The sequence below is a fragment of the Pseudofrankia coriaricola genome, from assembly GCF_001854805.1.
GTDB lineage: Bacteria > Actinomycetota > Actinomycetes > Frankiales > Frankiaceae > Pseudofrankia.
This window is the reverse complement of record NZ_MBLO01000252.1, coordinates 20429-44601: the sequence shown is the minus strand read 5'-3', so window position 1 is coordinate 44601 and position 24173 is coordinate 20429. Positions and strand designations below refer to the sequence as shown.

Annotated in this window: 18 protein-coding genes; 7 read left to right on the top strand and 11 right to left on the bottom strand. The window is 73.7% G+C overall.

Annotated features, from left to right (window positions below):
• Positions 1-51: 51 nt before the first annotated feature.
• On the top strand, positions 52-921 hold the full coding sequence (locus tag BCD48_RS36205) for a DUF3159 domain-containing protein (RefSeq protein WP_083419734.1): 870 nt from the start codon (positions 52-54) through the stop codon (positions 919-921).
• Between the two features lie 328 nt (positions 922-1249).
• Here the strand turns inward: BCD48_RS36205 and BCD48_RS36200 are convergent, their stop codons facing one another.
• Both BCD48_RS36200 and BCD48_RS36195 read right to left on the bottom strand, forming a co-directional pair.
• Positions 1250-1936: a potassium channel family protein gene (locus BCD48_RS36200; RefSeq protein WP_071052907.1), complete on the bottom strand. Its 687-nt coding sequence runs from the start codon at positions 1934-1936 to the stop codon at positions 1250-1252.
• 5 nt (positions 1937-1941) lie between these two features.
• Positions 1942-2607 carry a potassium channel family protein gene (locus tag BCD48_RS36195; protein ID WP_071052906.1) on the bottom strand — a complete coding sequence of 222 codons (666 nt, stop codon included), beginning with the start codon at positions 2605-2607 and terminating at the stop codon, positions 1942-1944.
• Between the two features lie 344 nt (positions 2608-2951).
• Between BCD48_RS36195 and BCD48_RS36190 the strand changes: the two genes are divergently transcribed.
• From BCD48_RS36190 to dxs, 3 genes are all read left to right on the top strand, one after another.
• Positions 2952-5042, top strand: coding sequence for an APC family permease (locus tag BCD48_RS36190; RefSeq protein WP_071052905.1), 2091 nt, complete (start codon positions 2952-2954; stop codon positions 5040-5042).
• A 74-nt stretch (positions 5043-5116) separates the two neighbouring features.
• Positions 5117-6619 carry a class I SAM-dependent RNA methyltransferase gene (locus BCD48_RS36185; protein ID WP_083419733.1) on the top strand — a complete coding sequence of 501 codons (1503 nt, stop codon included), beginning with the start codon at positions 5117-5119 and terminating at the stop codon, positions 6617-6619.
• Positions 6620-7089: 470 nt separating this feature from the next.
• A complete protein-coding gene (gene dxs, locus BCD48_RS36180) occupies positions 7090-9096 on the top strand; it encodes a 1-deoxy-D-xylulose-5-phosphate synthase (RefSeq protein WP_071052934.1) in 2007 nt (668 codons plus the stop codon).
• Positions 9097-9536: 440 nt separating this feature from the next.
• On the opposite strand, the gene BCD48_RS52650 is transcribed toward dxs, so the two are convergent.
• Positions 9537-9713, bottom strand: a complete 177-nt coding sequence (locus BCD48_RS52650; RefSeq protein WP_198543541.1) for a hypothetical protein — start codon at positions 9711-9713, stop codon at positions 9537-9539.
• Here BCD48_RS52650 and BCD48_RS36175 point away from each other — a divergent pair.
• Positions 9700-10710: a lysylphosphatidylglycerol synthase transmembrane domain-containing protein gene (locus BCD48_RS36175; protein WP_071052904.1), complete on the top strand. Its 1011-nt coding sequence runs from the start codon at positions 9700-9702 to the stop codon at positions 10708-10710. The two genes, BCD48_RS52650 and BCD48_RS36175, sit on opposite strands and share 14 nt — an antisense overlap.
• A gap of 14 nt (positions 10711-10724) precedes the next feature.
• Here the strand turns inward: BCD48_RS36175 and BCD48_RS36170 are convergent, their stop codons facing one another.
• Both BCD48_RS36170 and BCD48_RS36165 read right to left on the bottom strand, forming a co-directional pair.
• On the bottom strand, positions 10725-12770 hold the full coding sequence (locus BCD48_RS36170) for a phosphatidylglycerol lysyltransferase domain-containing protein (RefSeq protein ID WP_083419731.1): 2046 nt from the start codon (positions 12768-12770) through the stop codon (positions 10725-10727).
• 271 nt (positions 12771-13041) lie between these two features.
• Entirely contained in the window at positions 13042-13293 is a 252-nt protein-coding gene (locus BCD48_RS36165; RefSeq protein ID WP_071052903.1) for a DUF6158 family protein, read from the bottom strand.
• A 151-nt stretch (positions 13294-13444) separates the two neighbouring features.
• Here BCD48_RS36165 and BCD48_RS36160 point away from each other — a divergent pair, with 151 nt between their 5' ends.
• Positions 13445-13657: a hypothetical protein gene (locus tag BCD48_RS36160; RefSeq protein ID WP_071052902.1), complete on the top strand. Its 213-nt coding sequence runs from the start codon at positions 13445-13447 to the stop codon at positions 13655-13657.
• A gap of 164 nt (positions 13658-13821) precedes the next feature.
• Here the strand turns inward: BCD48_RS36160 and BCD48_RS36155 are convergent, their stop codons facing one another.
• The 6 genes from BCD48_RS36155 to BCD48_RS50065 form a co-directional block, all read right to left on the bottom strand.
• Positions 13822-16128 (bottom strand): 3-hydroxyacyl-CoA dehydrogenase NAD-binding domain-containing protein, encoded by a 2307-nt coding sequence (locus BCD48_RS36155; protein WP_071052901.1) that lies wholly within the window; start codon positions 16126-16128, stop codon positions 13822-13824.
• 284 nt (positions 16129-16412) lie between these two features.
• Positions 16413-17615 (bottom strand): thiolase family protein, encoded by a 1203-nt coding sequence (locus tag BCD48_RS36150; protein WP_071052900.1) that lies wholly within the window; start codon positions 17613-17615, stop codon positions 16413-16415.
• A 400-nt stretch (positions 17616-18015) separates the two neighbouring features.
• Entirely contained in the window at positions 18016-18996 is a 981-nt protein-coding gene (locus tag BCD48_RS36145) for a S1C family serine protease (protein WP_071052899.1), read from the bottom strand.
• Between the two features lie 121 nt (positions 18997-19117).
• The gene (locus BCD48_RS36140) at positions 19118-20440 is read right to left on the bottom strand and encodes an HRDC domain-containing protein (RefSeq protein WP_083419730.1); all 1323 of its coding nucleotides are present in this window, start codon (positions 20438-20440) and stop codon (positions 19118-19120) included.
• Between the two features lie 644 nt (positions 20441-21084).
• Entirely contained in the window at positions 21085-21771 is a 687-nt protein-coding gene (locus BCD48_RS36135; protein ID WP_083419729.1) for a DUF3000 domain-containing protein, read from the bottom strand.
• 161 nt (positions 21772-21932) lie between these two features.
• Entirely contained in the window at positions 21933-22346 is a 414-nt protein-coding gene (locus BCD48_RS50065; protein ID WP_071052897.1) for a hypothetical protein, read from the bottom strand.
• Between the two features lie 683 nt (positions 22347-23029).
• Here BCD48_RS50065 and hemE point away from each other — a divergent pair.
• Positions 23030-24136 (top strand): uroporphyrinogen decarboxylase, encoded by a 1107-nt coding sequence (gene hemE / locus BCD48_RS36125; RefSeq protein WP_071052896.1) that lies wholly within the window; start codon positions 23030-23032, stop codon positions 24134-24136.
• Positions 24137-24173 lie beyond the last annotated feature (37 nt).

Genomic DNA, 24173 nt, shown 5'->3' with positions numbered 1-24173 from the left:
GTTACTCTTGCGGGAGCCGACCGTCCCCAGGAGAGTGAGCCGACCTACCCGATGCCAGGACTGTCCCCTCGAGGGAACAACGCGCCCGACGTCCCGCCGCCGGGCGAGGACGCCCCGTTCGACGTGACCCCGCTCGACGTGGCCGCTCGCCGGGAGAGCCAGCGCCCGCGGACGGACGGCCAGGACCCGGCCGATGGCCGGGGCACGGCGAGCGCCGAGTTCAAGGTCTCGTTCAGCGAGGCGATCGGCGGGCCCCGCGGGATCGTCGACAGCTCGCTGCCGACGATCGCGTTCGTCGCCCTCAACAGCGCCGCCGGGCTGGCCTCGGGGATCATCGGCGCCGTGGTCGTCGGCGTCGCGATCTTCATTCTGCGCATGGTCCGCGGCGAGCCGAAGCAGCAGGCGTTCTCCGGGCTGCTCGCCGTCGGTGTGGCGGGCTACATAGCGTCCAGGACCGGCCGCGGCAAGGACTACTTCCTGGTCTCCATCCTGCGTAACGCGGGCGCCGTCGTCGTCGGGGTGGCCTCACTCGCCGTCCGCCGGCCGCTCGCCGGCTATGTGATGGCCGGCCTGGACCAGCGGTACGCCGACTGGCGCAACCACCGCGACACCCTGCGGGCGGCGAACTGGGCCACCGGCGTCTGGATCGTCGTGTATTTCCTGCGGTTCGCGGTGCAGGGTGTGCTCTACCTCGCCGACCGGGACGGATGGCTCGCGGCCGCGAACCTCGCCCTTGGGCTGCCGCTGTTCGGCCTGGCCGTGCTCGCGACGCTGGCGATCGTGCGCAAGCTCGCCCCGGCCTCCCGCTTCGAGCCACCGGACGCCGCCGAGGAGGGCCCAGCCGACGCGGTGGACCCGGTGGCCGACAACGTCGACCCATTCGCGGCCAGGGCCGCCGTCAGGGAGCCGTACGACGACTAGCAGGACCGGCCGCCGGGCTCCGGTCACCGCAAACACACAGCGGCTGTGACGTCGTTCTGGCGAGCCATGCGCGCAACCCAGCCAACGGTGGTGACGGCGCATCAGCGCTGGCGCCCGGGGTCCCTGCCGGATCGGCGACAGGGTCCCTGCCGGATCGCGAAGCCGGGGTCCCTGCCGGATCGCGAAGCCGGGGTCCCTGCCGGATCGCGAAGCGATCTGGGAGGTCTGCTGGAAGGTCTGCTGGGAGGTCAGCGATCTGGGAGGTCGGGCCTCAGCGCCCGAATGCGGCGCCCGGTGCTGGGCGCGGAGCGTCCGGCACGGGACCGCCCTATGAGATGGACGGCGGGGTCGCGCCGAAGAGGGCGGCGAGCTCGGCCTCCGCGTCGGTGGTGACGGCGACGGCGAGCACCTCGTCACCGGGCTCCAGCGTGCTGTCCGGAGACGGGACGACGGCCTGGCCGCCGCGCAGGATGACGACCAGCGCGCAGTCGCGCGGCAGCGAGATGTCGCCGACCGACTGGCCGGCGACCGGCGAGTCCGCCGGCAGGGTGAGCTCGACCAGCGACGCATCGGACTGGCGGAACTTCATCAGCCGGACCAGGTCGCCGACGCTGACCGCCTCCTCGACGAGCGCGGTCAGCATCCGCGGGGCCGACACCGCCACGTCGACGCCCCAGCTGTCCGTGAACAGCCACTCGTTCTTGGGGTGGTTCACCCGGGCCACCACCCGGGGCACGCCGAACTCGGTCTTGGCCAGCAGCGAGACGACCAGGTTGACCTTGTCGTCACCCGTCGCCGCGACCACGACCGCGCAGTTCTCCAGCCCGGCCGACTCCAGCGACGACAACTCGCACGCGTCCGCCTGCAGCCAGCGCGCCTTCGGGAGCGACTCCGGACGGATCTTGGCGCCGTCCCGCTCGATGAGTAGCACCTCGGTGCCGTTGTCGAGGAGTTCGCTCGCGATCGACCGGCCGACCTTGCCTGCGCCGGCGATCGTCACCACCTGACGCGTCATGACCCTCAGACCCCCTTGGGTGGGTTGGCGCGCACGGCCGCCTCGGCCTCGGTGACGCGCTTGCGGGCCACGGCGGCGTGCAGGATGTCGCCGTCCTGCACCATCGTGCGCCCGTCCGGGATGATGCCCTCGCCGTACCGGGTCAGGCAGGCGACCCGGATGCCGGCCGCCTGCTCGATCTCCTTGACCGGCCGGCCCGCCCAGCTCTTCGCGGGGGTCAGCTGGGTCATCAGGGCGGCGCCGGACGGGTGGGTCCACTCCGGGGTGACCGCCTCGGGCAGCAGCCGGGCGAGCATCTGGTCGCGCGTCCAGCGCACGGTGGCCACCGTCGGGATGCCGAGCCGCTCGTAGACCTCGGCCCGGCGGGGGTCGTAGATCCGGGCGACGACCCGTTGGACGCCGAACATCTCCCGCGCCACCCGGGCGGAGATGATGTTCGAGTTGTCGCCGCTGGACACCGAGGCGAACGCCTCGGCCTTCTCGATGCCGGCCTCGATCAGGGTGTCCCTGTCGAACCCGACACCGGTGACCTTGCTACCGGTGAACGACGGCGGCAGTCGGTGGAAGGCACTGGGGTCCTGGTCGATGACGGCGACACCGTGCCCGAAACGTTCGAGCTCGATCGCCAGCGCCGAGCCGACCCGGCCGCAGCCGAGGATCACGACGTGCATGGGGCGAGAGCGTAGCGGTGCCCGATGCCCTGGGTCGACGGACCGGCGCCGTCACGCGGGCGACGCGTTCCCGTCGCGCCCGCGGCGCCCGTTCGCCGCGTTCCGCGGGCTATGCCACGGGTCACATGCCAGGCGGCCGCCCAGGAGTGCCGGCCGCCCGGTGGCGGCGGCGCCGCGGGGTGCATGCGTGCTGGCGTGCTGGGGTTTCCCGGCATGGGCCGATCACCGCGACAGGCCGCGCCGGGGGTCCCGGGCGGTCCGCGCCCGGCCCGGCACTCTGGCCGGCCCTTTGCGATATGCGCCACGCGGAACAGATCGACGGGGTTGCTCGGTAGCATCTGCGCGTGGCGCTCACGGACCGGCTGAAGCGCATCTGGGTCGGCCGCCCTCTCGGAAGTGACCGGCTCGGCGAGACGTTGCTGCCGAAGCGGGTCGCGCTGCCCGTGTTCGCCAGTGACGCGCTGTCCTCGGTGTCGTACGCGACCGAGGAGATCCTGCTGGTGCTCTCGCTCGGCGGGCTGGCGTTCTACCACTTCACGCCGTGGATCGCGCTCGTCGTCGTCGCGCTCATGCTGACCGTCGTCGCGTCCTACCGCCAGACCGTGCATGCCTACCCGAGCGGCGGCGGCGACTACGAGGTCGCGACGGAGAACATCGGCGGGCCGGCGGGGCTCACGGTCGCCAGCGCCCTGCTGGTCGACTACGTGCTGACCGTCGCCGTGTCGGTGTCCGCCGGCGTGGCGAACCTGACGAGCGCGGTCACCAGCCTCGCGCAGCACAAGGTGCTGATCGCGGTGGTGCTCATCGTCGTGCTGACGATGATGAACCTGCGCGGCGTGCGCGAGTCGGGCACCGCGTTCGCGATCCCGACCTACGGGTTCATCCTCGGTATCTTCGTCATGATCGCCATCGGGTTCGTGAAGATGGCCTTCGGGCACACTCCGCGAGCGGAGAGCGCTGACTACCAGGTCACCGCGACCAGCCACTACTCGGGGCTGGCGCTCGCATTCCTCGCGCTGCGGGCGTTCTCCTCGGGCTGCACGGCGCTGACCGGCGTCGAGGCGATCAGCAACGGTGTGCCGGCGTTCCGCCCGCCCAAGAGCAAGAACGCGGCGTCGACGCTACTGGCGATGGGCCTGATCGCCGCGCTGATGTTCATCGGCGTCACCGTGCTCGCGATGGCCAGCAAGGTGCACGTCGCCGAGGACGCGAAGAACCTCATCGGCGCGCACGGCGAGCAGCCGACGGTGATCGCCCAGGTCGCGGCGGCCGTGTTCGGCGGCGGCTCGATCGGGTTCGTCTACATCGCCGCGGTGACGGCGCTGATCCTGATCCTGGCCGCGAACACTGCGTTCAACGGCTTCCCGGTGCTCGGCTCGATCCTCGCCCGCGACGGCTACCTGCCGCGCCAGCTGCACACCCGCGGCGACCGGCTCGCCTACTCCAACGGGATCCTGCTGCTGGCCGGCTTCGCCACCCTGCTGGTGATCGTGTTCAAGGCCGAGACCACCCGGCTGATCCAGCTCTACATCGTCGGCGTGTTCGTCTCGTTCACCCTGAGCCAGACCGGCATGGTGCGCCACTGGCAGCGGGTGCTGCGCGGCAGCTCGGTGCTCGCGACGACGCCGGGCGGGCGGCGCCGGGTCCGCCGCTCCCAGACGATCAACTTCTTCGGGGCCTGTATGACGGGCCTCGTACTCATACTCGTACTGGCGACGAAGTTCACCCACGGCGCGTACATCGTCGTCATCGCGATGCCAGTGATCTTCGTGGCGATGCGGGCGGTGCGCAAGCACTACGACCGGATCGCCGCCGAGCTCACCCCGCCGCCCGGCCCGCCGACGCTGCCGTCCCGGGTGCACGGCGTCGTCCTGGTCAGCAAGATCCACGCGCCGACGCTGCGGGCGCTCGCCTACGCCAAGGCGACCAGGCCGCACAGCCTGGTCGCGGTGACCGCCGCCGTCGACCCGGCCGACGCCGAGCGGCTCACCCAGGAATGGTACGAGCGCGGCATCACCATCGACCTGGTGACACTCGCCTCGCCCTACCGGGAGATCACCGGGCCGGTGCTCAAGTACGTCGCGGACATCCGCAAGGACAGCCCGCGCGACGTCGTAGCGGTGTTCGTCCCGGAGTACGTCGTCGGCCACTGGTGGGAGCACCTGCTGCACAACCAGAGCGCGCTGCGGCTCAAGGCGAGGCTGCTGTTCCAGCCCGGGGTGATGGTGACGAGCGTGCCCTGGCAGCTGGAGTCGTCGTCGAACGCGCAGCGCCGCATGGACGGGGAGGCCGCCGGTGCCGTCCGGCGCGGCCAGGCGGGTCCGCGCGGCCCGGCCGCCGTCGCCGCCGTCGGCGCGGAGGCGCCGTCGGCGGCGACGGCACCATCGGCCGGGTCGATCGCGCTGTCCGGCCGGGTCGACAGGCCGGAGGGCTAGTGCCTTCGGGGGCGGGGGGCCGCCGGAGGCGCGAGGAGGGACATTTCCGCGCCTCCTCTGGCCCTGGGCCGGCGATGCCCAGCCCAGCTGGCCGCGGTGGCGGCCACCGCGCGGGCGAGCGGCGAGCCGACGAGGGCGCGGAACCGCTCGGCGCGGAACCGCTCGGCGCGGAGCTGCTCGGCGCGGAGCTGCTCAACGCGGAACTGCTTGACCTGGACGTGGGCCCGGTCGCCCACGGCGGGTCGTGCGTGGCGCGGTCCGGCGGCCGGGTGGTGTTCGTCCGGCATGCGCTGCCCGGCGAGCGGGTCCGCGCCCGCGTCACCGACCGCTCCCACGACCGCTACTGGCGCGCCGACGCCGTCGAGATCCTCGAGCCCTCGCCCGACCGGGTACCGGCGCCCTGCCCGCACGCGGGGCCGGTCCGCCTGGTGGCCGCCGGAGGTGCGACGGAGGAACATGATCTTGTCTCCGGCGGTCAGGGTGGCTGCGGTGGCTGCGGTGGCTGCGACTGGCAGCACGCGTCGCCCGCCGCGGGGCGGCGGCTGAAGGCCCAGGTGGTCGTCGAGGCGCTGCGCCGCCAGGGGGGCCTGGCCGCCCACGTGGCCGATGGCGACGAGAAGGACGCGGCGGGGCTCGCCGTCGCGGTCGAGCCGCTGCCCGCCCTCGGTGGCGAGGCCGGCGAAGGGCTGGGCTGGCGCTCGCGGATGCGTTTCGCCGTGACGGCGGACGGCGAGGTCGGGCTGCGGATGCACCGCTCGCACCAGGTCGTCGCCACGCCCGACTGCAGGATCGCGCACCCGCTGGTCGTGGGCGCTGTCGCCGGGCGGCGCTTCCCCGGGGCGGAGGCGGTCGAGGTCGCGGCCAGCGTGAGTTCCGGGCGGGTGGCGGTGCGCCCCACCGGCGGCCGGGCGGCCTCGGCCGGCGCCGCGGACGACGCGGGCGGTGATGGTGCCGGTGCCGAAGACGACGGCGGCGGGCTGGTCGAGCGGGTGCGGGGCCGGGAGTTCCGGGTGGACGCGTCCGCGTTCTGGCAGGTCCATCCGGCGGCGGCGTGCACGCTCGTCACCGCGGTGCTCGCCGCGCTCGAGCCCCGGCCGGGGGAGCGGGCTCTCGACCTGTACGCGGGCGCCGGCCTGTTCGCGGCGTTCCTCGCCGAGGCGGTCGGCCCGGACGGCGAGGTGATCGCGATGGAGTCCGACGCCGCCGCGGTCGCCTCGGCGGCGCACAGCCTCGCCGACCTGCCGTGGGTGTCGGTCCGGCCGGTGCGGGTGACGGCGGCGACCGTGCGCCGCTGCGTCGGCGGTGCCCAGTCCGCCAACGGCGCCCAGGGCGGGGGGCGCGTCGACGTGGCGGTGCTGGACCCGCCGCGGACCGGCGCCGGCACGGACGTGCTGACCGCGCTGCTGGCGCTGCGGCCCCGGGCGGTCGCCTACGTGGCCTGTGACCCGGTCGCGCTCGGGCGCGACCTCGCCGCCGCCGCGGCTGCCGGCTACCGGGTCGACGGCGTGCGCGCCTTCGACCTCTTCCCGATGACCGCGCACATCGAGTGCGTGGCCCGCCTGGTCCCCGCGCCGTAGCGCCGCCTCGGCCATGCCTCTCGTGTGACGGAACGCTGTCGCGCCGACATCCCGTGTCGATAGTCCGTGTACTGGATTGCTTGGATGCGGTATCGGCATTGTGACGGTGAGGTATCGGTGGCCATGCCGGCCGTTCCGGCGGCTGTACCGCCGCCCCGGGATGGTGCGTTCCCCAGGACACGCTGGCAGCCCGGACCAGGCCAGATCCGCGCCGGCGGGTAGTCGGATGACCGACATGGCGTGGCGGCCGAACGGCGGTAGGTTCAGCAGAGTACTGGTGCCGGGACACGTTGTCGCTACAACAGAGTGTTGCCACGGCGGAGAGTGGATTCTACCGCCAAAACGCGCGAATTCACCCGCGGCCGTGGCGATCTCACATGTCGGGTGCCGGTCCCTTGGCCGACATCCGGCCAGGCTAGGCTTTCCCGGACCCCGGGACCGAACCCCAGTCGGGGGAGGGAGTGCACGCCGTGTCGCTGCTGTCGACGATCAACAGCCCACAGGACGTCAAACGCCTCAGCCCCGAGGAGCTGCCCGCACTGGCCGCGGAGATCCGTGATTTCCTGATCCACGCGGTCGCGCGCACCGGCGGCCACCTCGGACCGAACTTGGGCGCAGTCGAACTGACGTTGGCGATTCATCGGGTATTCGACTCGCCCTTTGACCGGATCCTCTGGGATACCGGTCATCAGTCCTATGTGCACAAGCTGCTCACCGGCCGTGCCGACGGATTCGAGAAGCTGCGCCAGCGCGGCGGGATGTCCGGCTACCCCAGCCAGGCCGAGTCCGATCACGACATCATCGAGAACTCGCACGCCTCCACCGCGCTCTCGTACGCCGACGGCCTCTCGCGGGCCTATGCCCTGCGGGGCGAGGACCGCCACGCCGTCGCCGTCGTCGGCGACGGCGCGCTCACCGGCGGCATGTGCTGGGAGGCGATCAACAACATCGCCGCCGGCGACCGCAAGGTCGTCATCGTCGTGAACGACAACGGCCGCTCCTACGCGCCGACGATCGGCGGTCTCGCCGACCACCTGGCCGCGCTGCGGCTGGCTCCCGAGTACGAGCAGGTCCTCGACGTCGTCAAGCAGGTCCTCGGTCGCACCCCGCTGGTCGGCGCCCCGCTGTTCGACGCGCTGCACGGCATCAAGCGGGGCATCAAGGACGTCGTCCAGCCGCAGGGCATGTTCGAGGACCTGGGCCTGAAGTACGTCGGCCCGGTCGACGGCCACGACTCCGCCGCGATGGAGCAGGCACTGCGCCGCGCCAAGGACTACAACCGCCCGGTGATCGTGCACGCCGTCACCCGCAAGGGCTTCGGCTACCCGGCCGCCGAGCAGGACGAGGCCGACCAGTTCCACTCGGTCGGTGTCATCGACCCCAAGACCGGGAAGTCGACGGCGGCGAAGAAGGGCCTGTCCTGGACGAGCGTCTTCTCCGAGGAGATCGTCCGGATCGGCTCGGAGCGGCCGGACGTGGTCACGATGACCGCCGCGATGCTCCAGCCCGTCGGCCTGCACGCCTTCTCCAAGGCGTTCCCTGACCGGGTGTTCGACGTCGGCATCGCCGAGCAGCACGCGACCACCTCGGCCGCGGGCCTCGCGATGGGCGGCCTCAAGCCGGTCGTCTGCATCTACGCGACCTTCCTCAACCGGGCGTTCGACCAGGTCCTGATGGACGTGGCCCTGCACCGCCAGCCGGTCACCTTCGTGCTCGACCGCGCTGGCGTCACCGGTGAGGACGGCCCGTCGCACAACGGCATGTGGGACATGTCGATCATGCAGGTCGTGCCCGACCTGGAGATCGCCGCGCCGCGGGATGAGGCGACGCTGCGCACCCTGCTGCGCGAGGCGGTCGCCGAGACCGAGAAGCCGAACGTCATCCGCTTCCCGAAGGGGAGCGTCTCGGCCGACGTGCCGGCGATCGACACCGTCGGCGGCGTGGACGTGCTGTTCCGCGAGCCGGCTGTCGCCCGGCACCGCGAGGTGCTGCTCGTGTCGGTCGGTGCGATGGCGCCGACCTGCATGGAGGTCGCCCGCCGGGTGGCGAGCCAGGGCATCGGGATCACCGTCGTCGACCCGCGCTGGGTCAAGCCGGTGCCGGCCGAGATCGTCGAGCTGGCCCGCGACCACGATCTGGTCGTCACCGTCGAGGACAACGGCCGCGTCGGCGGTGTCGGCTCGGCCATCGCGCAGGCCCTGCGTGACGCCGACGTCGACATTCCGCTGCGCGACTTCGGCATCGCCCAGCGGTTCCTCGACCAGGGCAAGCGCGACGAGGTGCTCGCCGAGGTCGGCCTCGCTCCGCAGGACCTCGCCCGCAAGGTCGTCGAGGCGGTCGCCCGCCGCCAGCCGGCACTCGCCGGCGAGCCAGGCACGTCGGCCGAGACGACTCCGTCCGGCGAGCCGGTGATGCCTGAGCAGGCCACGGCGAAGGCGGCCAAGGCCTCGCCGCGGCAGCGCCGCTCCACCGAGTAGCTCGTCGGCCACGGCCGAGAAGCACGGCCACGGCTCACCGCTCTCAACCGCCGGCCAGGCACCCGCCTGGCCGGCGGTTTCGGCTTCCGGGCCGTCCGACCTGGCCCCGCCGGCGAAGGGCGGACCGAACCTGGCCCAGACCGAATCGCATACCAGGCTGGCGATCAATGCCCGGCGGCGGCGCGGCATCTCCGACTGATCGCGAACCGGGTATGAACAAATCCGGCAAATTGGGAGGTCTGGCGCCGATCGGCATGCCAGGGCCGCGATCGGGTCGGTCGATGTGGCAGGGGGCGGCCGATGATCCGGCGTGATGTATGCCGATCGGTGCGGACGGGGCGTCGCGGCGCGTCATCGGCGCGCCCCTAGTCTGGACGGGTGCATGCTGACACCGCGCCGAACCAGGCGGCGATGACCGGGCGGCATCGCGCGGGTCGCGCTCAGGCCGGAGGCCAGCCGTCGACACGGTCGTCCGCCGCGGCGGACGAGTCGACGTCGGAGCCGAATCCGCCCGGGCCGCCGATCACCGGCGCGCCGGAGGCCTCGGCCGTGCCGGGGATGCCGGCCGTGCCGGGGACGCCGCCGGCGTCGGGGACGCCCGCGATGCCGGGGCGCAAGGGCGGGCCGCGCGCCTTGCTGGTGCGCGGGGCGCTGCTGATGGCCGTCGGGCTGCTCGTGGTCGCGCTGGTCAAGGGGTGGCACGACGTCAGCGCGTCGATCCGGGAGCTGAGCGTCGTCGGGGTGGTCGGCTCGGCCGTGGCGACGGTCCTCGCCGTCGGGCTGACGGTGCTGTCCTGGCGGGCGGTGCTCGCGGGGCTGGGCGCGCGGCTGCCGCTGCGGGCGGCGACACGGATCTTCTTCGTCGGCCAGGTCGGCAAGTACATCCCGGGCAGCGTGTGGCCGGTGCTCGCGCAGATGGAGCTGTCGCGCGACTACGGGGTGGCTCGGCCGCGCTCGGCGGCGGCGAGCCTGATCGTGCTGGCGCTCGCCGTGCCGTGCGGCGGGCTCGCCGCCGCCGTGACGCTGCCGTTCGTCTCCCGGGACGCGCTCACGAGCTACTGGTGGGCGTTCGCCGCCGCGTTGGCGTTCATGCTGCTGCTGTGGCCGCCGGTGCTGCGCAGGCTGCTGGCGGTCGCCTTCCGGCTGCTGCGCCGCCCGGCGATGACCGAGCCGGTCCCGGGACGGACGGTGCTCGTCGGCGCCGGCTGGCTGCTGGTCAGCTTCGGCTGCTACGGCGTCGCGACGTTCCTGCTCGCCCGTGACCTCGGCGCGAGTGTCGGCGGGCCGCGGCTGCTCGCCCTCGCCGTCGGCGGCTACGCGCTGGCCTGGACGGCCGGCTTCCTCGTGCTGGTGCTGCCCGCCGGCCTCGGAGTTCGCGAGGCGGTGCTGGTCCTGGCCCTGTCCCCGGCGCTCGCCAGGGAGCCCGCACTGGTGCTCACGCTGGTGTCGCGGCTGCTGGCCACCGTCGCCGACCTCGTCTGGGCCGGCGTCGGCGTCGCCCTGCGCCCGCGCGGAGCCGCCCTTCCGACCGGCGCCGAGGCCGACGCCGACACCGGCGACGTTTCGACGACGACCGATGCGCTGCCGCCCGGAGGCGTCACCGCCCGTCGCTGACGTCCCTCGGCGGTCTAGCCGGGATGCTGGGGCTGGCGGGAACGGCGCCAAGGCCTGGGCCAGGTGAGATAGGCCTCGGCCTCCATCATGGCGACGGCGACCCTGGGCAGGTCGCGGCTGGTGGGGAAGCAGATGTAGCGCGGCTGCCAGGCCGGCTGGAACCGGGCGTTGAACCGGTAGAGGCTCTCGATCTGGAACCAGCGGGAAAGGAACACCAGCAGCCACCGGCCGCTCCTGGCCGCCGGGCCCGCGCCGAGTCGGCCGCCGAGCTCAAGGGCCTGGCGGAAGGCGGCGAAGTTGAGCGAGATCCGGCGTACGCCCAGCTCCCGGGCGGCGCGGACGGTCGCCACGATGAGGTACTCGGTCAGCCCGTTGTCGGCCCGCGGGTCGCGCAGCATCATGTCGAGGGACAGGCCGTCGCTGCCCCAGGGCACGAAGTGCAGCAGCCCGCGCACCGCGCCGCCGGCCGGGGCGGTATCCCCGTCGGCCGGCGGAACTCGGCCGGCCTCGGGCAGGCTCACGGCGGTCACGGCGACACAGTCGGCGGCGCACGCGGCGACGGCGGCCTTGTCGTCACCGTCACCGCCGCGGCCACCGTCGTCGGGGCCGACCTGGCCGCCGGCTCCCGCGGCGCACTCGGCGAACCGCCCGAGTGCCATCGAGAAGCCGCGTTCCCGCTCCGAGCCGCGCCAGGCGCGCGTCAGCCGGCTCAGCTCGGCGAGCTCCGCCGCCGGCAGGTCACGCACCCGCGCGGCCTTCGCCTCGTAGCCGGCGCGCTCGACCCGGGCGACCGCCTGGCGGACCCCGCGCATAGCCCGGCCGTCCAGGCTGAAGTCGTCGACGGAGAGCACGGCCTCGTCACCCAGCTCCAGCGCGGTCAGGCCGGCCCTCGTCCAGGCCGTGCCGCCGGACGCCGAGCAGCCGATCACCGCCGGGACCCAGGCGTGCCGGGCGGCGACCCGCAGGAACTCGGCGATGGCGCCCGGCCATGCCTCCCGGTCGCCGAGCGGGTCGCCGCTGGCGAGCATCACCCCGCCGACGACCCGGTACGCGATCGCGGACTTCCTCGACGGCGACCAGATCACCGCCTTGTCCCGGCGCAGCGCGAACCAGCCGAGCGAGTCGTCGCCGCCGTGGCGGGCAAGCAGGTCCAGCAGCCGGGCCTCGTCGTCCGCGTCGTGGCGGGGGTGCGGCCGGGGCGGGCGCAGCGCCATCCAGGTCGGCAGCGCCACCGTCAGCAGGCCCATCGCGGCGAGCGTCCTGGCGACCATCCGGTCGATCCGGCCCGAGGCGAAGCCGACCGGGCCGTGAATCCCGATCATGCCGCCCAGCACATGCTCGATCTGCTCGGACAGCGGGTACTCGCTGATCGACCTCGACCAGCCCAGGCGCAGCATGAGCAGGCCGCTGCCCACCGACAGGCCGAACAGCGCGGCGAAAGCGCCGACGGCCCGCCAGCGGCTCGACGGGTCCGGCTCGGCGTGGAAGTCCCGGTGGCGGTAGAGCAGCCAGCCGGTGACCGCGGCCGACCCGACGGCGTCGTCGTAGTCGAGGCCCTTGAGCAGGTGCAGCACCGTGCTCACGGCGGCGAGCGCGAGCACGAGCTGCCAGGCGCGCCGCTTGCGGCGCGCGAGCCCATGCGCGAGCAGGACCAGCAGGACGCCGACGAGGACCGTCAGCGTCCGAGCGTGCTCCGGGATACCCGTCGGCAGGATGGCGCGCAGCTCGGCCATCCGCCGATGGCCCGGCGGCGTGACCGCCGACAGGATGTCGATCAGCCCGAGCCCGTACGCCAGCAGCGCGGCCGCCCGTGGCGAGGCTCCTCGCCGCCAGCCAGTCGCCGTGCCCGTGGGCGCCGGGCCGCGATCGGCCAGGTTCCCGCCTCGGCCACGACGCTGGCCCGCCCTGATCCGCCCGGCGGCGGGAGGACTGGCCGTCCGCGCGCCCAGCGTCGCGGTGCCGCGGGTGGCGGGGGACGTGGCGTTTCCCGCCGTGGGGCTTGTCGACGGCGGCCGGGAAGCGGCACGTGCCTGCCTCGACGACGGTGCCCGGTTGGTCATGGGCCCATTCTGGCCTGATCCGACGATGTCCTGATCCCGTGCCCGGTCTCAGTTTCCCGCGGCTCGCGATCAGGTGCGCACGTCGCGCGGCCCGCGGACAGGCTGAGGACGCCCGTCCGCGGGCGGTGACACGTGTGTGGCCCGGCAGGAAGGGCCTTTGTGCCGGGCCACACACGTGATGCTTCGTGGTCGCGCGTGGTGCTTCGGTCGTTGTCGTCGGCTTCGCGCCGGTGGGGTTGGCGGCGTGCGCGCCGCGCGGACGTTCGCCGCGTCAGCGGCCGGCCGCGAGCCGGCGCGCGCCCGCGCGCGTCCGGGCGGGGTCGGGAGCCGACTCGACCGGGAACCGGGTGAGGTACTCGGCCTCCAGTTCGAGCATCCGCCGGGTGTGGGTCGCGAGCGCGTCCTCGCTGCCGCCGACCACCGTGTCGTGGCGGGTGGCGTGCAGCCGGTCGAGCTCGTGGCGCAGGTCATCGTCGCTGAGCTGGGGCGCGGGGACTCCGATGGCGTGCTGCGTAGCGGTCATGGCGGCGAGGTACCCGGATCACCCCGATCTATCCCGGGCACCCGATGATCTCTCGACTGATGGATGAATCATGTGAATCATGGCGAGCCTCGTGTTAGTCGCGGCTCCGTGGGAATCGGGGGGAAACCGAACGAACCAAACGGAGTGGGCGATGGGCGTGCTGGACAGTCTCCTGACCGGACTCGACGACAAGACCCGGGCGCGGACCCTCAACATGATCGCGCAGAGCATCGCCGACGACCGTGAGCGTGCGCCCGAAGCATCACACCGCCGTCAGGTCGACACCGGGACCCGCACCCGCCGGTCCACCGGACCCCGTGCCCGCCACGAGCGGCGTGTGCCCTCAGGGGACGTCTCATCCTGACGACCGTGGGCTCGGCCGAACAGATCCGGATCAGGACAGTGCTCGCGCCCGCTCGGTCTCGTCGGCCAGCCAGCGCGGCACGGGTTTTACTGCGGCGCGGCGAGACCGCCGCGGGGCCCCCAGCCTGGCTGGGGGGCCCGCGGCGGCCGGACGGGGACGTGCCGTCAGCGGACGGTGGCGACGCCGGGTGGGGTGAAGCGGGCGCCGGCGATCTTCTCGCTGACGCCGATGCGGTCCAGGTACGGGGTGATGCCGCCGAGGTGGAAGGGCCAGCCGGCGCCGAGGATCATGCAGAGGTCGATGTCGGCGGCCTCGGCGACCACGCCCTCATCGAGGAGCAGACGGATCTCCTGGGCCAGGGCCGACAGCGCCGAGGCGCGGACCTCTTCGCCGCTCGGGGCGAGCGCCGAGCCCGCGGACGCGCCGTCGCCGGCGACCGGGCCGCGGGCGAGCGCCGCGGCCTCCGCGTCGACGATCTGGGCGCCGTCCGGGCCGGTCGTGTAGACGCTCGTCTTGCCCGCGGCGACCACCCGGCCCAGGCCGGTGGGGGAGCGGAACCGGTCGGGGAACGCGTCGTGCAGCGTCTCCGCGACGTGCAGGGCCACCGGTGGGCCGACCAGCGCGAGCAGCGTCAGCGGCGACATCGGCAGGCCCAGCGGGTCGAGTGCCGCGTCCGCCTCGGCGACCGGCGTGCCCTCCTCGATCGCGCCGAGCACCTCGCCGAGGAAGCGGGTGAGCAGCCGGTTGACGACGAACGCCGGCGCGTCCTTGACGAGGACGGCGTTCTTGCCGAGCTTCTTGGCCACCGCCAGCGTCGTGGCGACGGCCGCGTCGTCTGTCCTGGCCGCCCGCACGACCTCGACGAGCGGCAGCACGGCGACCGGGTTGAAGAAGTGCAGGCCGGCGACCCGCTCGGGGTGCGCGAGGCCCGCGGCCATGTCGGTCACGGACAGCGCCGAGGTGTTGGTCAGCAGCAGTGCGTCGGGGCGTACGACCGCCTCGAGCTCGCCGAGCACCGCCTGCTTGACCTTCAGGTCCTCGAAGACGGCCTCGATGACGAGGTCGGCGTCGGCGAACGCCTCCTTGGTCAGCGAACCGGTGACCAGGGCCTTGAGCCGGTTGGCCTTGTCGTGGGAGACCCGGCCGCGCAGCAGCAGGTTGTCGACCTCGCGGTGGACGTAGCCGACACCCTTGTCCAGGCGGGCCTGGTCGAGGTCGGTGAGCACGACCGGCACCTCGAGGCGTTGGGCGAACAGCAGCGCGAGCTGGCTGGCCATCAGCCCGGCGCCCACGACGCCGACCTTCGACACCGGCCGGGCGACCTTCGGGTCCGGCCCGCCGACCGGCTTGCGGGCGCGCTTCTGGGTCAGGTCGAAGGCGTAGAGGCTCGCGGCGAGCTCCTCGGAGACCGACAGGTCGGCGAGCGCCGTCGTCTCGGCGGCGTAGCCGGCGTCGCGGTCGGCCGTCTCGGCGAGGGCCAGCAGTTCGAGCGCGCGGTAGGCGGCGGGCGCGGCGCCGTGCAGCTTCGCGTCGGCGAGGGCCCGGCCGCGGGCGAGCGCGTCCGTCCAGGCCTGGCCGCGCTCGACGGCCGGGCGGGCGGCGACCGGGTCGACAATGTCGTCGGACAGCCGCCGCCCGCGCGAGGCTTCGCCATCCGGGGTTCCTGCCGGATCGGCGACAGGGTCCCTGCCGGATCGGCGAAGCCGATCTGGGAGGTCGGCGATCTGGTAGGTCCGGCGCGGGCTTTGGCCAAGGCCGCGCAGCACCTGGCCGACCCAGGCGAGCGCCTCCTCGAGGAAGTCCGCCGGCTCCAGCAGGACGTCGGCCAGGCCGAGCTTCGCCGCCTGCGGGCCCTTGAGGGTGCGGTTGGTGTTGAGCGGGTTCTCGATCGCGAGGGTGACCGCCTTGTCGGCGCCGACCAGGTTCGGCAGCAGCTGGGTGCCGCCCCAGCCAGGCACCAGGCCGAGGAACACCTCCGGCAGCGCGAGCACCGGGATGCCGGCGGAGAACGCCCGGTAGTCACAGTGCAGCGCCAGCTCCAGGCCACCACCCATCGCCGCGCCGTTGACCAGCGCGAACGTCGGCACCTTCCGGCCTGCGAGCCGGCCCTCGCCCACGCGGCGCAGCGCCATGTGCCCCAGCTCGCCGAGCTTCTCGATGGCCGGCCGGATCGCGTCCGGGTCGGTGAAGGACGACCGGAACGACAGGTCCGCGCCGACGCAGAAGATGAACGGCTTGCCGGTGACGGCGACCGCGGCCACCGGCGGCGTGTGCGCCTCGATCTCGTCCACCGCGGCCAGCAGCTCGCGCAGCCCGGCGGGGCCGAACGTGTTCGGCCGGGTGTGGTCGTGCCCGTTGTCCAGCGTGATCAGGGCGACCGGGCCGTCGACCCCGGGAAGCTGGGCATAACGGACGTAGGCGTGCGTGACGACCTCGTCCGGGAAGTCCAGCGCGACGTCAGTGCTGCTCATGCGGTATCTCCTGGTTCGCTCCGTGCGGGCTGAGTCGCTGGTTCGCTCCGTCCGGACGCGGCGCTACGGCCCCTTACTCGCTTCGCTCCCAAGGGACCTCCGCGCCGCGTCCTCCTCCGCGAACGTGCGCTACGGCGACCTCCGCTGCGGCCCAACCACTTCGCTTTGCTCGTGGCCGGGCCTCCGCGGAGGCACGCCTCCGCGCCTGGTGGTGCCGTCCCAGCATCAGGCAGAGGTTGCCGAAGGGCGCGATGATGGCGGAGCCTCACGCGCCCGGGGACAGATCAGCCAGCATGGTGGGGGTTCTCCCAGATCGTGGTCGCGCCCATGCCGAAGCCGACGCACATCGCGGTCAGGCCGTAGCGGACCTCGGGGTGCTCCTCGAACTCGCTGGCGAGCTGCGTCATCAGCCGCACACCGGAGCTCGCCAGCGGGTGGCCGAGCGCGATCGCCCCGCCGTAGGGGTTGACCCGTGGGTCGTCGTCCGCGAGGCCGAAGTGGTCGAGGAACGCGAGCACCTGCACGGCGAACGCCTCGTTCAGCTCGAACAGGCCGATGTCGTCGATCGTCAGACCGGTGCGGGCGAGCGCCTTCTCGGTCGACGGGATCGGGCCGACACCCATCACCTCGGGCGCTACTCCGACGAACCCGAACCCGACGAGAGACATCTTCTTGGACAGGCCCAGCTCGTCGGCGACCTCGCTCGCGGCCAGGATGCAGCCCGTCGCGCCGTCGTTGATGCCGGCCGAGTTGCCGGCCGTCACCTTGCCGTGCGGGCGGAACGGGGTCTTCAGATGCGCCAGGGTCTCGACGGTCGTGCCCGGCCGCGGCGGCTCGTCGACCGTCACGTACTCCCAGCCGGTCTCGGCGTGCCGCGCGGCGACCGGGACCAGGTCCGGCTGGATCTTTCCGTCCGCGTAGGCCTTCGCGACCTTCTCCTGCGACGCGGCGGCGTAGGCGTCGGCGCGCGCCTTGGTGATGTCCGGGTAGCGGTCGTGCACGTTCTCGGCGGTCATGCCCATGACCAGCGCGGACGGGTCGACCAGCTTCTCGGAGACGAAGCGCGGGTTCGGGTCGACGCCCTCGCCCATCGGGTGGCGGCCCATGTGCTCGACGCCGCCGGCGATCGCCACGTCGTAGGCGCCGATGCCGATCGCGGACGCCGTGGTGGTGACCGCCGTGACGGCGCCCGCGCACATCCGGTCGATCGCGTAGCCAGGCACCGACTCGGGCAGCCCGGACAGGATCCCGGCGACCCGGCCGATCGTGAGCCCCTGGTCGCCGATCTGGGTCGTCGCGGCGATCGCCACGTCGTCGACCCGCTCCGGTGGCAGCGACGGGTTGCGCCGCATCAGGTCCCGGATGACCCGGACGACCAGGTCGTCCGCGCGGGTCTCGGCGTAGACCCCCCTGGCCTTGCCGAACGGGGTCCGTACCCCGTCGACGAACACGACGTCGCGGACTGCACCGCGGGATGCCTTGAACACGTGGGTCCTCCCCGGCGAGGAACGGCTCGGCTGGGCCGTGCCGCCGGCGTCACCCGGTGGCACCCAGCCAGCCTACGACAGAGTTACCGATGAGTAGGTAACGCCCGCCAGGTGTCGTCCATGCCCACCCCGCCCGGTCCGCCCGGCCTCGCCCACCCCGCCGGTGATCGACGCCACCGGCCGCGAGCACGGTCGCGATGCCTGCCCGCCTAGCCGCTCGCGCGGACCCAGCCACAATTGGCGACGGCGCATCGGCGCAGTGCCAACCCGGCCACGTCCTCAACCTGGCACCACCTGAGCCACGGCCATACGCCTATGCCCGGCACCACGCGGGGAGGACGCTCAGCGTCCGACAGGCCGCGCCCGGCGGCAGGCGCGGAGCGTCTGCCGCGGGACGGCCTCACCCGGCGTCGGTCAGCTCGCGGGGGACGGCCACGACGTCGACGAGGGCGCCGTTTCGCCAGACGGTGATCTCAAGGCGGCGGCCGATCGCGTTCTCGACCATGAGCTTCTGGATGGCGGTGCTGGTGGTGATCTCCTGGCCGTCGACGGACAGGACGACGTCGCCGCGGCGCAGGCCCGCGCGCTCGGCCGGGCTGCCGTCGACGACCTGGGCGACGCGCAGGCCGGCTCGCCGGCTCACCTTGGCGGCCAGCGCCGGCGGCAGCGGGGCCTCGGCGCCGGCGATGCCGAGCCAGGCACGGCGGACCCGGCCGTGGCGCATCAGGGTGGCGATCAGGCCGCGGGTGGTGTCGTTGATCGGGACGGCGAGGCCGAGGCCGATGCCCGCGACGGCCGTGTTGACGCCGACCATGCGCCCCCGGCTGTCGGCGAGCACGCCGCCGCTGTTGCCCGGGTTGAGCGCCGCGTCGGTCTGGATGACCTCGTCGACGACCCGGCCGGACTGGGTCGGCAGTGAGCGGCCGAGCGCGGAGACGATCCCGGCGGTGACGCTGCCGGCAAGGCCCAGCGGGTTGCCGAGCGCGACCACCAGCTGGCCGACCCGCAGCAGGCCGGCGTCGCCGAGCGTCACCGGAGGCGGCACGTCGCCGCGCGCCCGCAGCACCGCGAGGTCCGACAGCGGGTCGCGCCCGATCACGTCGGCGACGACGTCGGCGCCGTCGGTGAAGGTCGCCTCGGCGGTCTCCGCCCCCTCGACGACGTGCGCGCTGGTGAGCAGGAAGCCGTCGGCGGTCAGGACGCTCGCGCTGCCGGCGCCCTGGCCGCGCCGGCCGCGTACCCGCAGGCTGGCGACGCTCGGCAGCACCGTCTGCGCCACGTGGACGACCGCCGCCGAGTACGCGTCGAGCGGCTCCTGCTCGGCCGGCTCGCCGCCGACGACAGATCCGTCACGCTGGGCTGGCGGTACGTCATCACTCATGCCGCGAGCAACCACCGGCGGCCACGGATCGTGCCCGGGTTCGCGTTCGGCGGACATCCCAGGCCAACCCGCCCGGCCGCCCGCGTCGGGAACGGCGCCTCCAGGGAGACGGCCTCGGCGCCTAGGAGACGGCCTCGGCGCCGCCGCCGAGGGGACTCGCGGACGCGGGGGCGGCGGACCGGCCGGCCCGGCGTGGCGGGCCGGGCTCGGCCACGGGGGGCTCGGCGAGGGCGTCAGCGATCGCGGCGGCGGTCAGGTCCACCTGCCAGGCGCGGGCACCGCCGGCGCGCAGCGTGCCAGCCACGGTCGCGGCGGAGAGCTCCCCGGGCGGCGACCAGGCGACCCGCCTGGTCAACGCCGGCTCGATCAGGTTCTCCACCGGCATGTTCTGCTCGCCGGCGACCTTGTTCAGGCTGGCGCGGACGCGGACGAGCCGGGCGGCGGCGATCGGGTCGCGTTCGGCCCACCGGTTGGGCGGTGGCAGCCCGTCGCCGCCGGTGGACGCGGTCGCGGGCGGGAGATCCGCGTCTGGCAGCGCCGCGGCCTGGGTCAGCGCCGTCATCCACACGCTGGCGCTGCGCCGCAGCCGCGGCCCGGAGAACACCGGCAGCTTGACCAGCTCGGTGGCGTCCGCCGGCGCCGACAGCACCGCGTCGATGATCGCGCTGTCCGGCAGTACCCGGCCGGGCGCGATGTCGCGGGCGCGCGCGATCTTGTCCCGGGCGGTCCACATCGCGCGGACCGCAGCCAGCTGCCGGCGGCTGCGGGCGCGGTGGATGCCGCTGGTGCGCCGCCAGGGCTCGGCCCTCGGCTCGCGCGGCGGGGCGGCGACGATCGCCGCGAACTCCTGCAGGGCGAAGTCCAGCTTGCCTGTCTCGGTGAGCTCGGCCGTGAGCTCGTCGCGCAGCTCGACGAGCAGCTCGACGTCGAGCGCCGCGTAGCGCAGCCATGGCTCGGGCAGCGGCCGGGTTGACCAGTCGGCCGCGGAGTGTCCCTTCTCCAGGCCGAACCCGAGCACCCGCTCGACCATCATCCCGAGGCCGACCCGCTCATAGCCCAGCAGCCGGCCGGCGAGCTCGGTGTCGAACAGCCGCGTCGGGCGCAGCCCCAGCTCGGCCAGGCACGGCAGGTCCTGGCTCGCCGCGTGCAGCACCCACTCGCACTCGCCGACCTTCTCCTGAATCACGCTCAGGTCGGGCAGCGTGACCGGGTCGATGAGCGCCGTGCCGGAGCCGCGCCGGCGGATCTGGACCAGGTAGGCGCGCTGGCTGTAGCGATAGCCGGAGGCGCGCTCGGCGTCGAAGGCCACCGGGCCCTCACCCGCCGCGAGCCGCTCGGCGACCTCCGAGAGAGCCCTCGCGTCGCAGGTGACGGGGGGCACGCCCTCGACCGGTTCCAGCAGCGGGGTGACGGCGGGCGACACCGGTTCTGCCGCGTCGATCACGTCTGGTCTGCCACCCCCGCTGAGCTGCCGTGTTGAGTTCGGAACCGTCGACGTCACGATCGGCGATGGTACGTGTGAATGCCGCCGTTGGCAGGCCGGTCGGCGGATCAAACGTACCGTTTATACGCTTCGTAACGAGGCTACCGGCATCAGTGACCGGCGTACCGCCATATGTACGCGGCTCGCCCACGGAGTGCGCTCAGCGCCCGCCATCGGGCGCTGAGCGCCTTCCCCGTGTGGTTCGTGGTTGATGCGTATGGCGGCGGCCGACCTGCTCCCGACCTTATCGGGGCCTTCCAGGCTCGCCATGGCCTGGGGCGTGGAACAGAGCGGTGGCGGAGGTCGTACTGGTGAGCTGTTCACGCAGCCCGGCGCCCACCGGTGACGGCGCCTCTAGCGCTGCGCCAACGTAACCACCTCACCGACCCGACTCCGGCCCGGACCGCGGTCATCTGCGCCGGCCCGGAACCAGGCGAAGAGCAGGGTCCCTGCCGGATCGGCGACAGGGTCCCTGCCGGATCGGCGGACGGGGTCCCTGCCGGATCGGCGAAGCCGATCTGGGAGGTCGTGATCTGGGAGGTTAGCGATCTGGGAGGTCAGGCTAAGCGCCCGACACGAGGCGAGCGCGTCCAGCGCCTCGCTCGCTAGAAGCGGCGTCCCGGGAGCTGGACGACGCCGGCGATGCGCGGCGGCAGACCGGCCATCGCGGCGAGGAGGTCGGCGAACGCGTGCAGGTGGGCGGCGGTCTCCTCGGCCGACCAGGGCGTCCCGCCTTCCCCGCCGGGACGGACCGGGCCGGCTGTCTCCGCCCAGTTGGGCGACCAGGAGCAGCGCACCTCGACGTCGAAGCTGTCGCCGTCGGGCGCGAGCACCCCGAAGCGGCGCGACGTCGTCGTGGTGACGGTGCCGCCGAGAGCGCGCGCGCCGGCGCCGTGGGCGGCCATCGCCTCGACCAGCCAGGACCACGCGACCTCGGGCAGCATCGGGTCGGCCGCGACCTCGGGCTCGACGGCGGCGCGGGCGTAGCAGACCAGCCGGGCGGTGCCCTCCCAGGCGTTGTGCCCCGCCGGGTCGAACAGGAGGACGAGCCGGCCGGCGGCGAGGTCCTCGTCGTCACCGGCGAGGCTGGCCGCGAGCGCGAGCGCGTACGGGGCGACCCGGCTCGGCGGCGTCGTCTCCCGCACGGCCAGTTCGGGGCGTAGCGTGCCGAGCGCCTCCCGCAAGGCTGTCGCCGCGGCGACGAAAAGGCCCGGTCCAGCGAGGGCTGGTATGGCCACCGCAGTCGCCGCCGCTCGCGCGGCCCCGGCGTCGGGGGACAACTGGGCGCCCATGGCGGCCACGTTAGGGCGTGGGCGCAGATCCCGCTGCCCGGACGCCGGAGCGTGCTGCTTCGACCCCGATGGGTGTGCCCGGTGAGGGATTGCCCAATGTGGGCCGACGGCCGCAGGAACGACGCCGGGAGCAGGTGGCTCCGGCGCCGTGCTGTACAGGCTCACGCTCGTGACCGCGGGGCGCGTCCGGCGCTGGCCAGAGAACGTGGCCGCGTCCTGCCGCAGGGCGAGGCGTCCGGCTCGCGGCCGGGTGCCGCTTGGCGGACCACCCGCGGCCGAGGCCGCTCCGCCTCGTCGTCCGGCTCCGCGCCGAGCTGGGTCAGGGGCGCGACCAGGATCGCGGTACCGCAATACACGCAGGCCAGCTCGGGACAGTCCGAGCCGTGCCCGTCGAGGCATTCCGGCCGTTCGAACCGCCGCTCGTCGGCGCACTCGGGGCAGTGGTGGTACTCGCCGGCCGGCTCGCGGCCATCGGCGGCGGTGGCCGCTCCCCGCCGGTCTCCCGGCGCGAGGCGCTCGGGGTCCGCGCGCAGGGCGGGATGATCAGGCTGATCGAGCTCGCGTCCAGGGAGCATGACCGCACCTCCTGTGGCCGGCTGGTTCTGCTGGTCGGCATGGTCGTGAGCGCTGGAGGCCCGCCCGCGCGGCTCGCCGCCATCGAGGCTTGGCGCGGTGCACAGCGCCGTCTGACCGGCGGTGGTGGTGACGGCTGCCTCCGACGCGTCGGTCGAGCGAAGCTCGACATCGGGGTCCGGGATCGCCCCCGGGGCTATATCGCGGCCCGTGGCGAAGCTGCCCCGCAGCGTGCAGGCGGCGCCGGCTCGGCTCGGACATCGCCTGCACTCCCAGCCCTTTCGGACGGCTCAGACGGTGCCACGACCATGACTGATCTCCACGCATTCCCCCCGGCGTGTCGCGGCCAGACCATCTGCGCACGGCCCGTCACACATGTCGCGAGCGTCCCGGTTCCAGCTGTTGGGCGCCCGATGTGCATTCTTGGCGCTGTGTCGGGCGCATCGAAGCACCGCCGGCGCCTGCCGGGCCAGGCCAGAAACGCCCCGCTGTGGGTGCGGCGGCCGGGCTCCCGGGGGGAGTAGTTTCTACCAGACGTAGAAGAGCTGGAGCCCGCCCCCCGGGTGGGCCGGCGGGCCGTTGGCTACGCGGGTTCGGCACCCTCGGCCGGCGCGTGTCACGATCGGAGTATGGGCGTGAGCGCAAGTTGGGTCCCCGGATGTCGCGAAGCGATGGCGGGAGAGCGATGAACGCCGCGACGGAGCAGCGAGCGCGCGGCTCGGTGGGAACACCGTCCGCCTCGACCGCGCCCGACGGGCCCCGACGGGCCGGGCTGGCCGAGAGCGCGCCCCTGCTGCGCGCCGCCAGGGGGGAACCGACCGACGTCACACCGGTCTGGTTCATGCGCCAGGCCGGCCGGGCGCTGCCCGAGTACCGGGCGCTGCGCGCCGGGGTGCCGATGCTGGACTCCTGCCAGGACGCCGCGCTGATCACCGAGATCACGCTGCAGCCGGTCCGCCGATTCGGGACGGACGCGGCGATCTTCTACTCGGACATCGTCGTACCGCTGGTCGCGATCGGCGTGGGCGTCGACATCGTGGCCGGGACCGGGCCGGTGGTGGCCGAGCCGGTCCGCGACGCCGCCGGTCTCGCGCCGCTGCGCCCGCTGTCGCCCGACGACGTCCCCTACATCCACGACGCGATCCGGCTGCTGCTCGCCGAGCTCGGTGACACCCCGCTGATCGGCTTCGCCGGCGCGCCGTTCACGCTGGCCAGCTACCTCGTCGAGGGCGGGCCGAGCAAGACGCACGCGAAGACCAAGCAGCTGATGTACAGCGACCCCTCGCTGTGGCACGCCCTGCTGGACCGCCTCGCCGAGATCACCATCGGCTTCCTGCGGGTCCAGGTCGACGCGGGCATCGACGCGCTGCAGCTGTTCGACTCGTGGGCCGGCGCGCTCGACGAGGCCGACTACCGCCGTTACGTCGCCCCGCACAGCGCCAAGGTGCTGGCGGCCTTCGAGGGCTCGGGCGTGCCGCGGATCCACTTCGGCGTCAACACCGGCGAGCTGCTCACCGCGATGGGCGAGGCGGGCGCGGACGTCGTCGGCGTCGACTGGCGGGTCGGGCTCGACGAGGCGGCCCGCCGGGTCGGTCCGGGCCGCGCCGTGCAGGGCAACCTGGACCCGACCGCGGTGTTCGCCCCGCCGGACGTGCTCGCTGAGAAGGTGCGCGACGTGCTGCTGCGCGGGTCCAAGGCCGAGGGGCACATCTTCAACCTCGGCCATGGCGTGCTGCCCGAGACCGACCCGGGTGTGCTCGCCCACATCGTCGACCTCGTCCATGGCGGCTAGGAATCCGTCGGCCCCGCTCGCGGCGGCCGGCAACCCG

What these genes read in the sequence shown, in the direction of transcription:
- BCD48_RS36205 (WP_083419734.1), top strand. Translation starts at nt 52, where the DNA reads ATGCCAGGACTGTCCCCTCGAGGGAACAACGCGCCCGACGTCCCGCCG.
- BCD48_RS36200 (WP_071052907.1), bottom strand. Translation starts at nt 1,936, where the DNA reads ATGACGCGTCAGGTGGTGACGATCGCCGGCGCAGGCAAGGTCGGCCGG.
- BCD48_RS36195 (WP_071052906.1), bottom strand. Translation starts at nt 2,607, where the DNA reads ATGCACGTCGTGATCCTCGGCTGCGGCCGGGTCGGCTCGGCGCTGGCG.
- BCD48_RS36185 (WP_083419733.1), top strand. Translation starts at nt 5,117, where the DNA reads ATGCCCAGCCCAGCTGGCCGCGGTGGCGGCCACCGCGCGGGCGAGCGG.
- BCD48_RS36175 (WP_071052904.1), top strand. Translation starts at nt 9,700, where the DNA reads ATGCCGGGGCGCAAGGGCGGGCCGCGCGCCTTGCTGGTGCGCGGGGCG.
- BCD48_RS36170 (WP_083419731.1), bottom strand. Translation starts at nt 12,770, where the DNA reads ATGACCAACCGGGCACCGTCGTCGAGGCAGGCACGTGCCGCTTCCCGG.
- BCD48_RS36165 (WP_071052903.1), bottom strand. Translation starts at nt 13,293, where the DNA reads ATGACCGCTACGCAGCACGCCATCGGAGTCCCCGCGCCCCAGCTCAGC.
- BCD48_RS36160 (WP_071052902.1), top strand. Translation starts at nt 13,445, where the DNA reads ATGGGCGTGCTGGACAGTCTCCTGACCGGACTCGACGACAAGACCCGG.
- BCD48_RS36155 (WP_071052901.1), bottom strand. Translation starts at nt 16,128, where the DNA reads ATGAGCAGCACTGACGTCGCGCTGGACTTCCCGGACGAGGTCGTCACG.
- BCD48_RS36145 (WP_071052899.1), bottom strand. Translation starts at nt 18,996, where the DNA reads ATGAGTGATGACGTACCGCCAGCCCAGCGTGACGGATCTGTCGTCGGC.
- BCD48_RS36135 (WP_083419729.1), bottom strand. Translation starts at nt 21,771, where the DNA reads ATGGGCGCCCAGTTGTCCCCCGACGCCGGGGCCGCGCGAGCGGCGGCG.
- BCD48_RS50065 (WP_071052897.1), bottom strand. Translation starts at nt 22,346, where the DNA reads ATGCTCCCTGGACGCGAGCTCGATCAGCCTGATCATCCCGCCCTGCGC.
- hemE (WP_071052896.1), top strand. Translation starts at nt 23,030, where the DNA reads ATGAACGCCGCGACGGAGCAGCGAGCGCGCGGCTCGGTGGGAACACCG.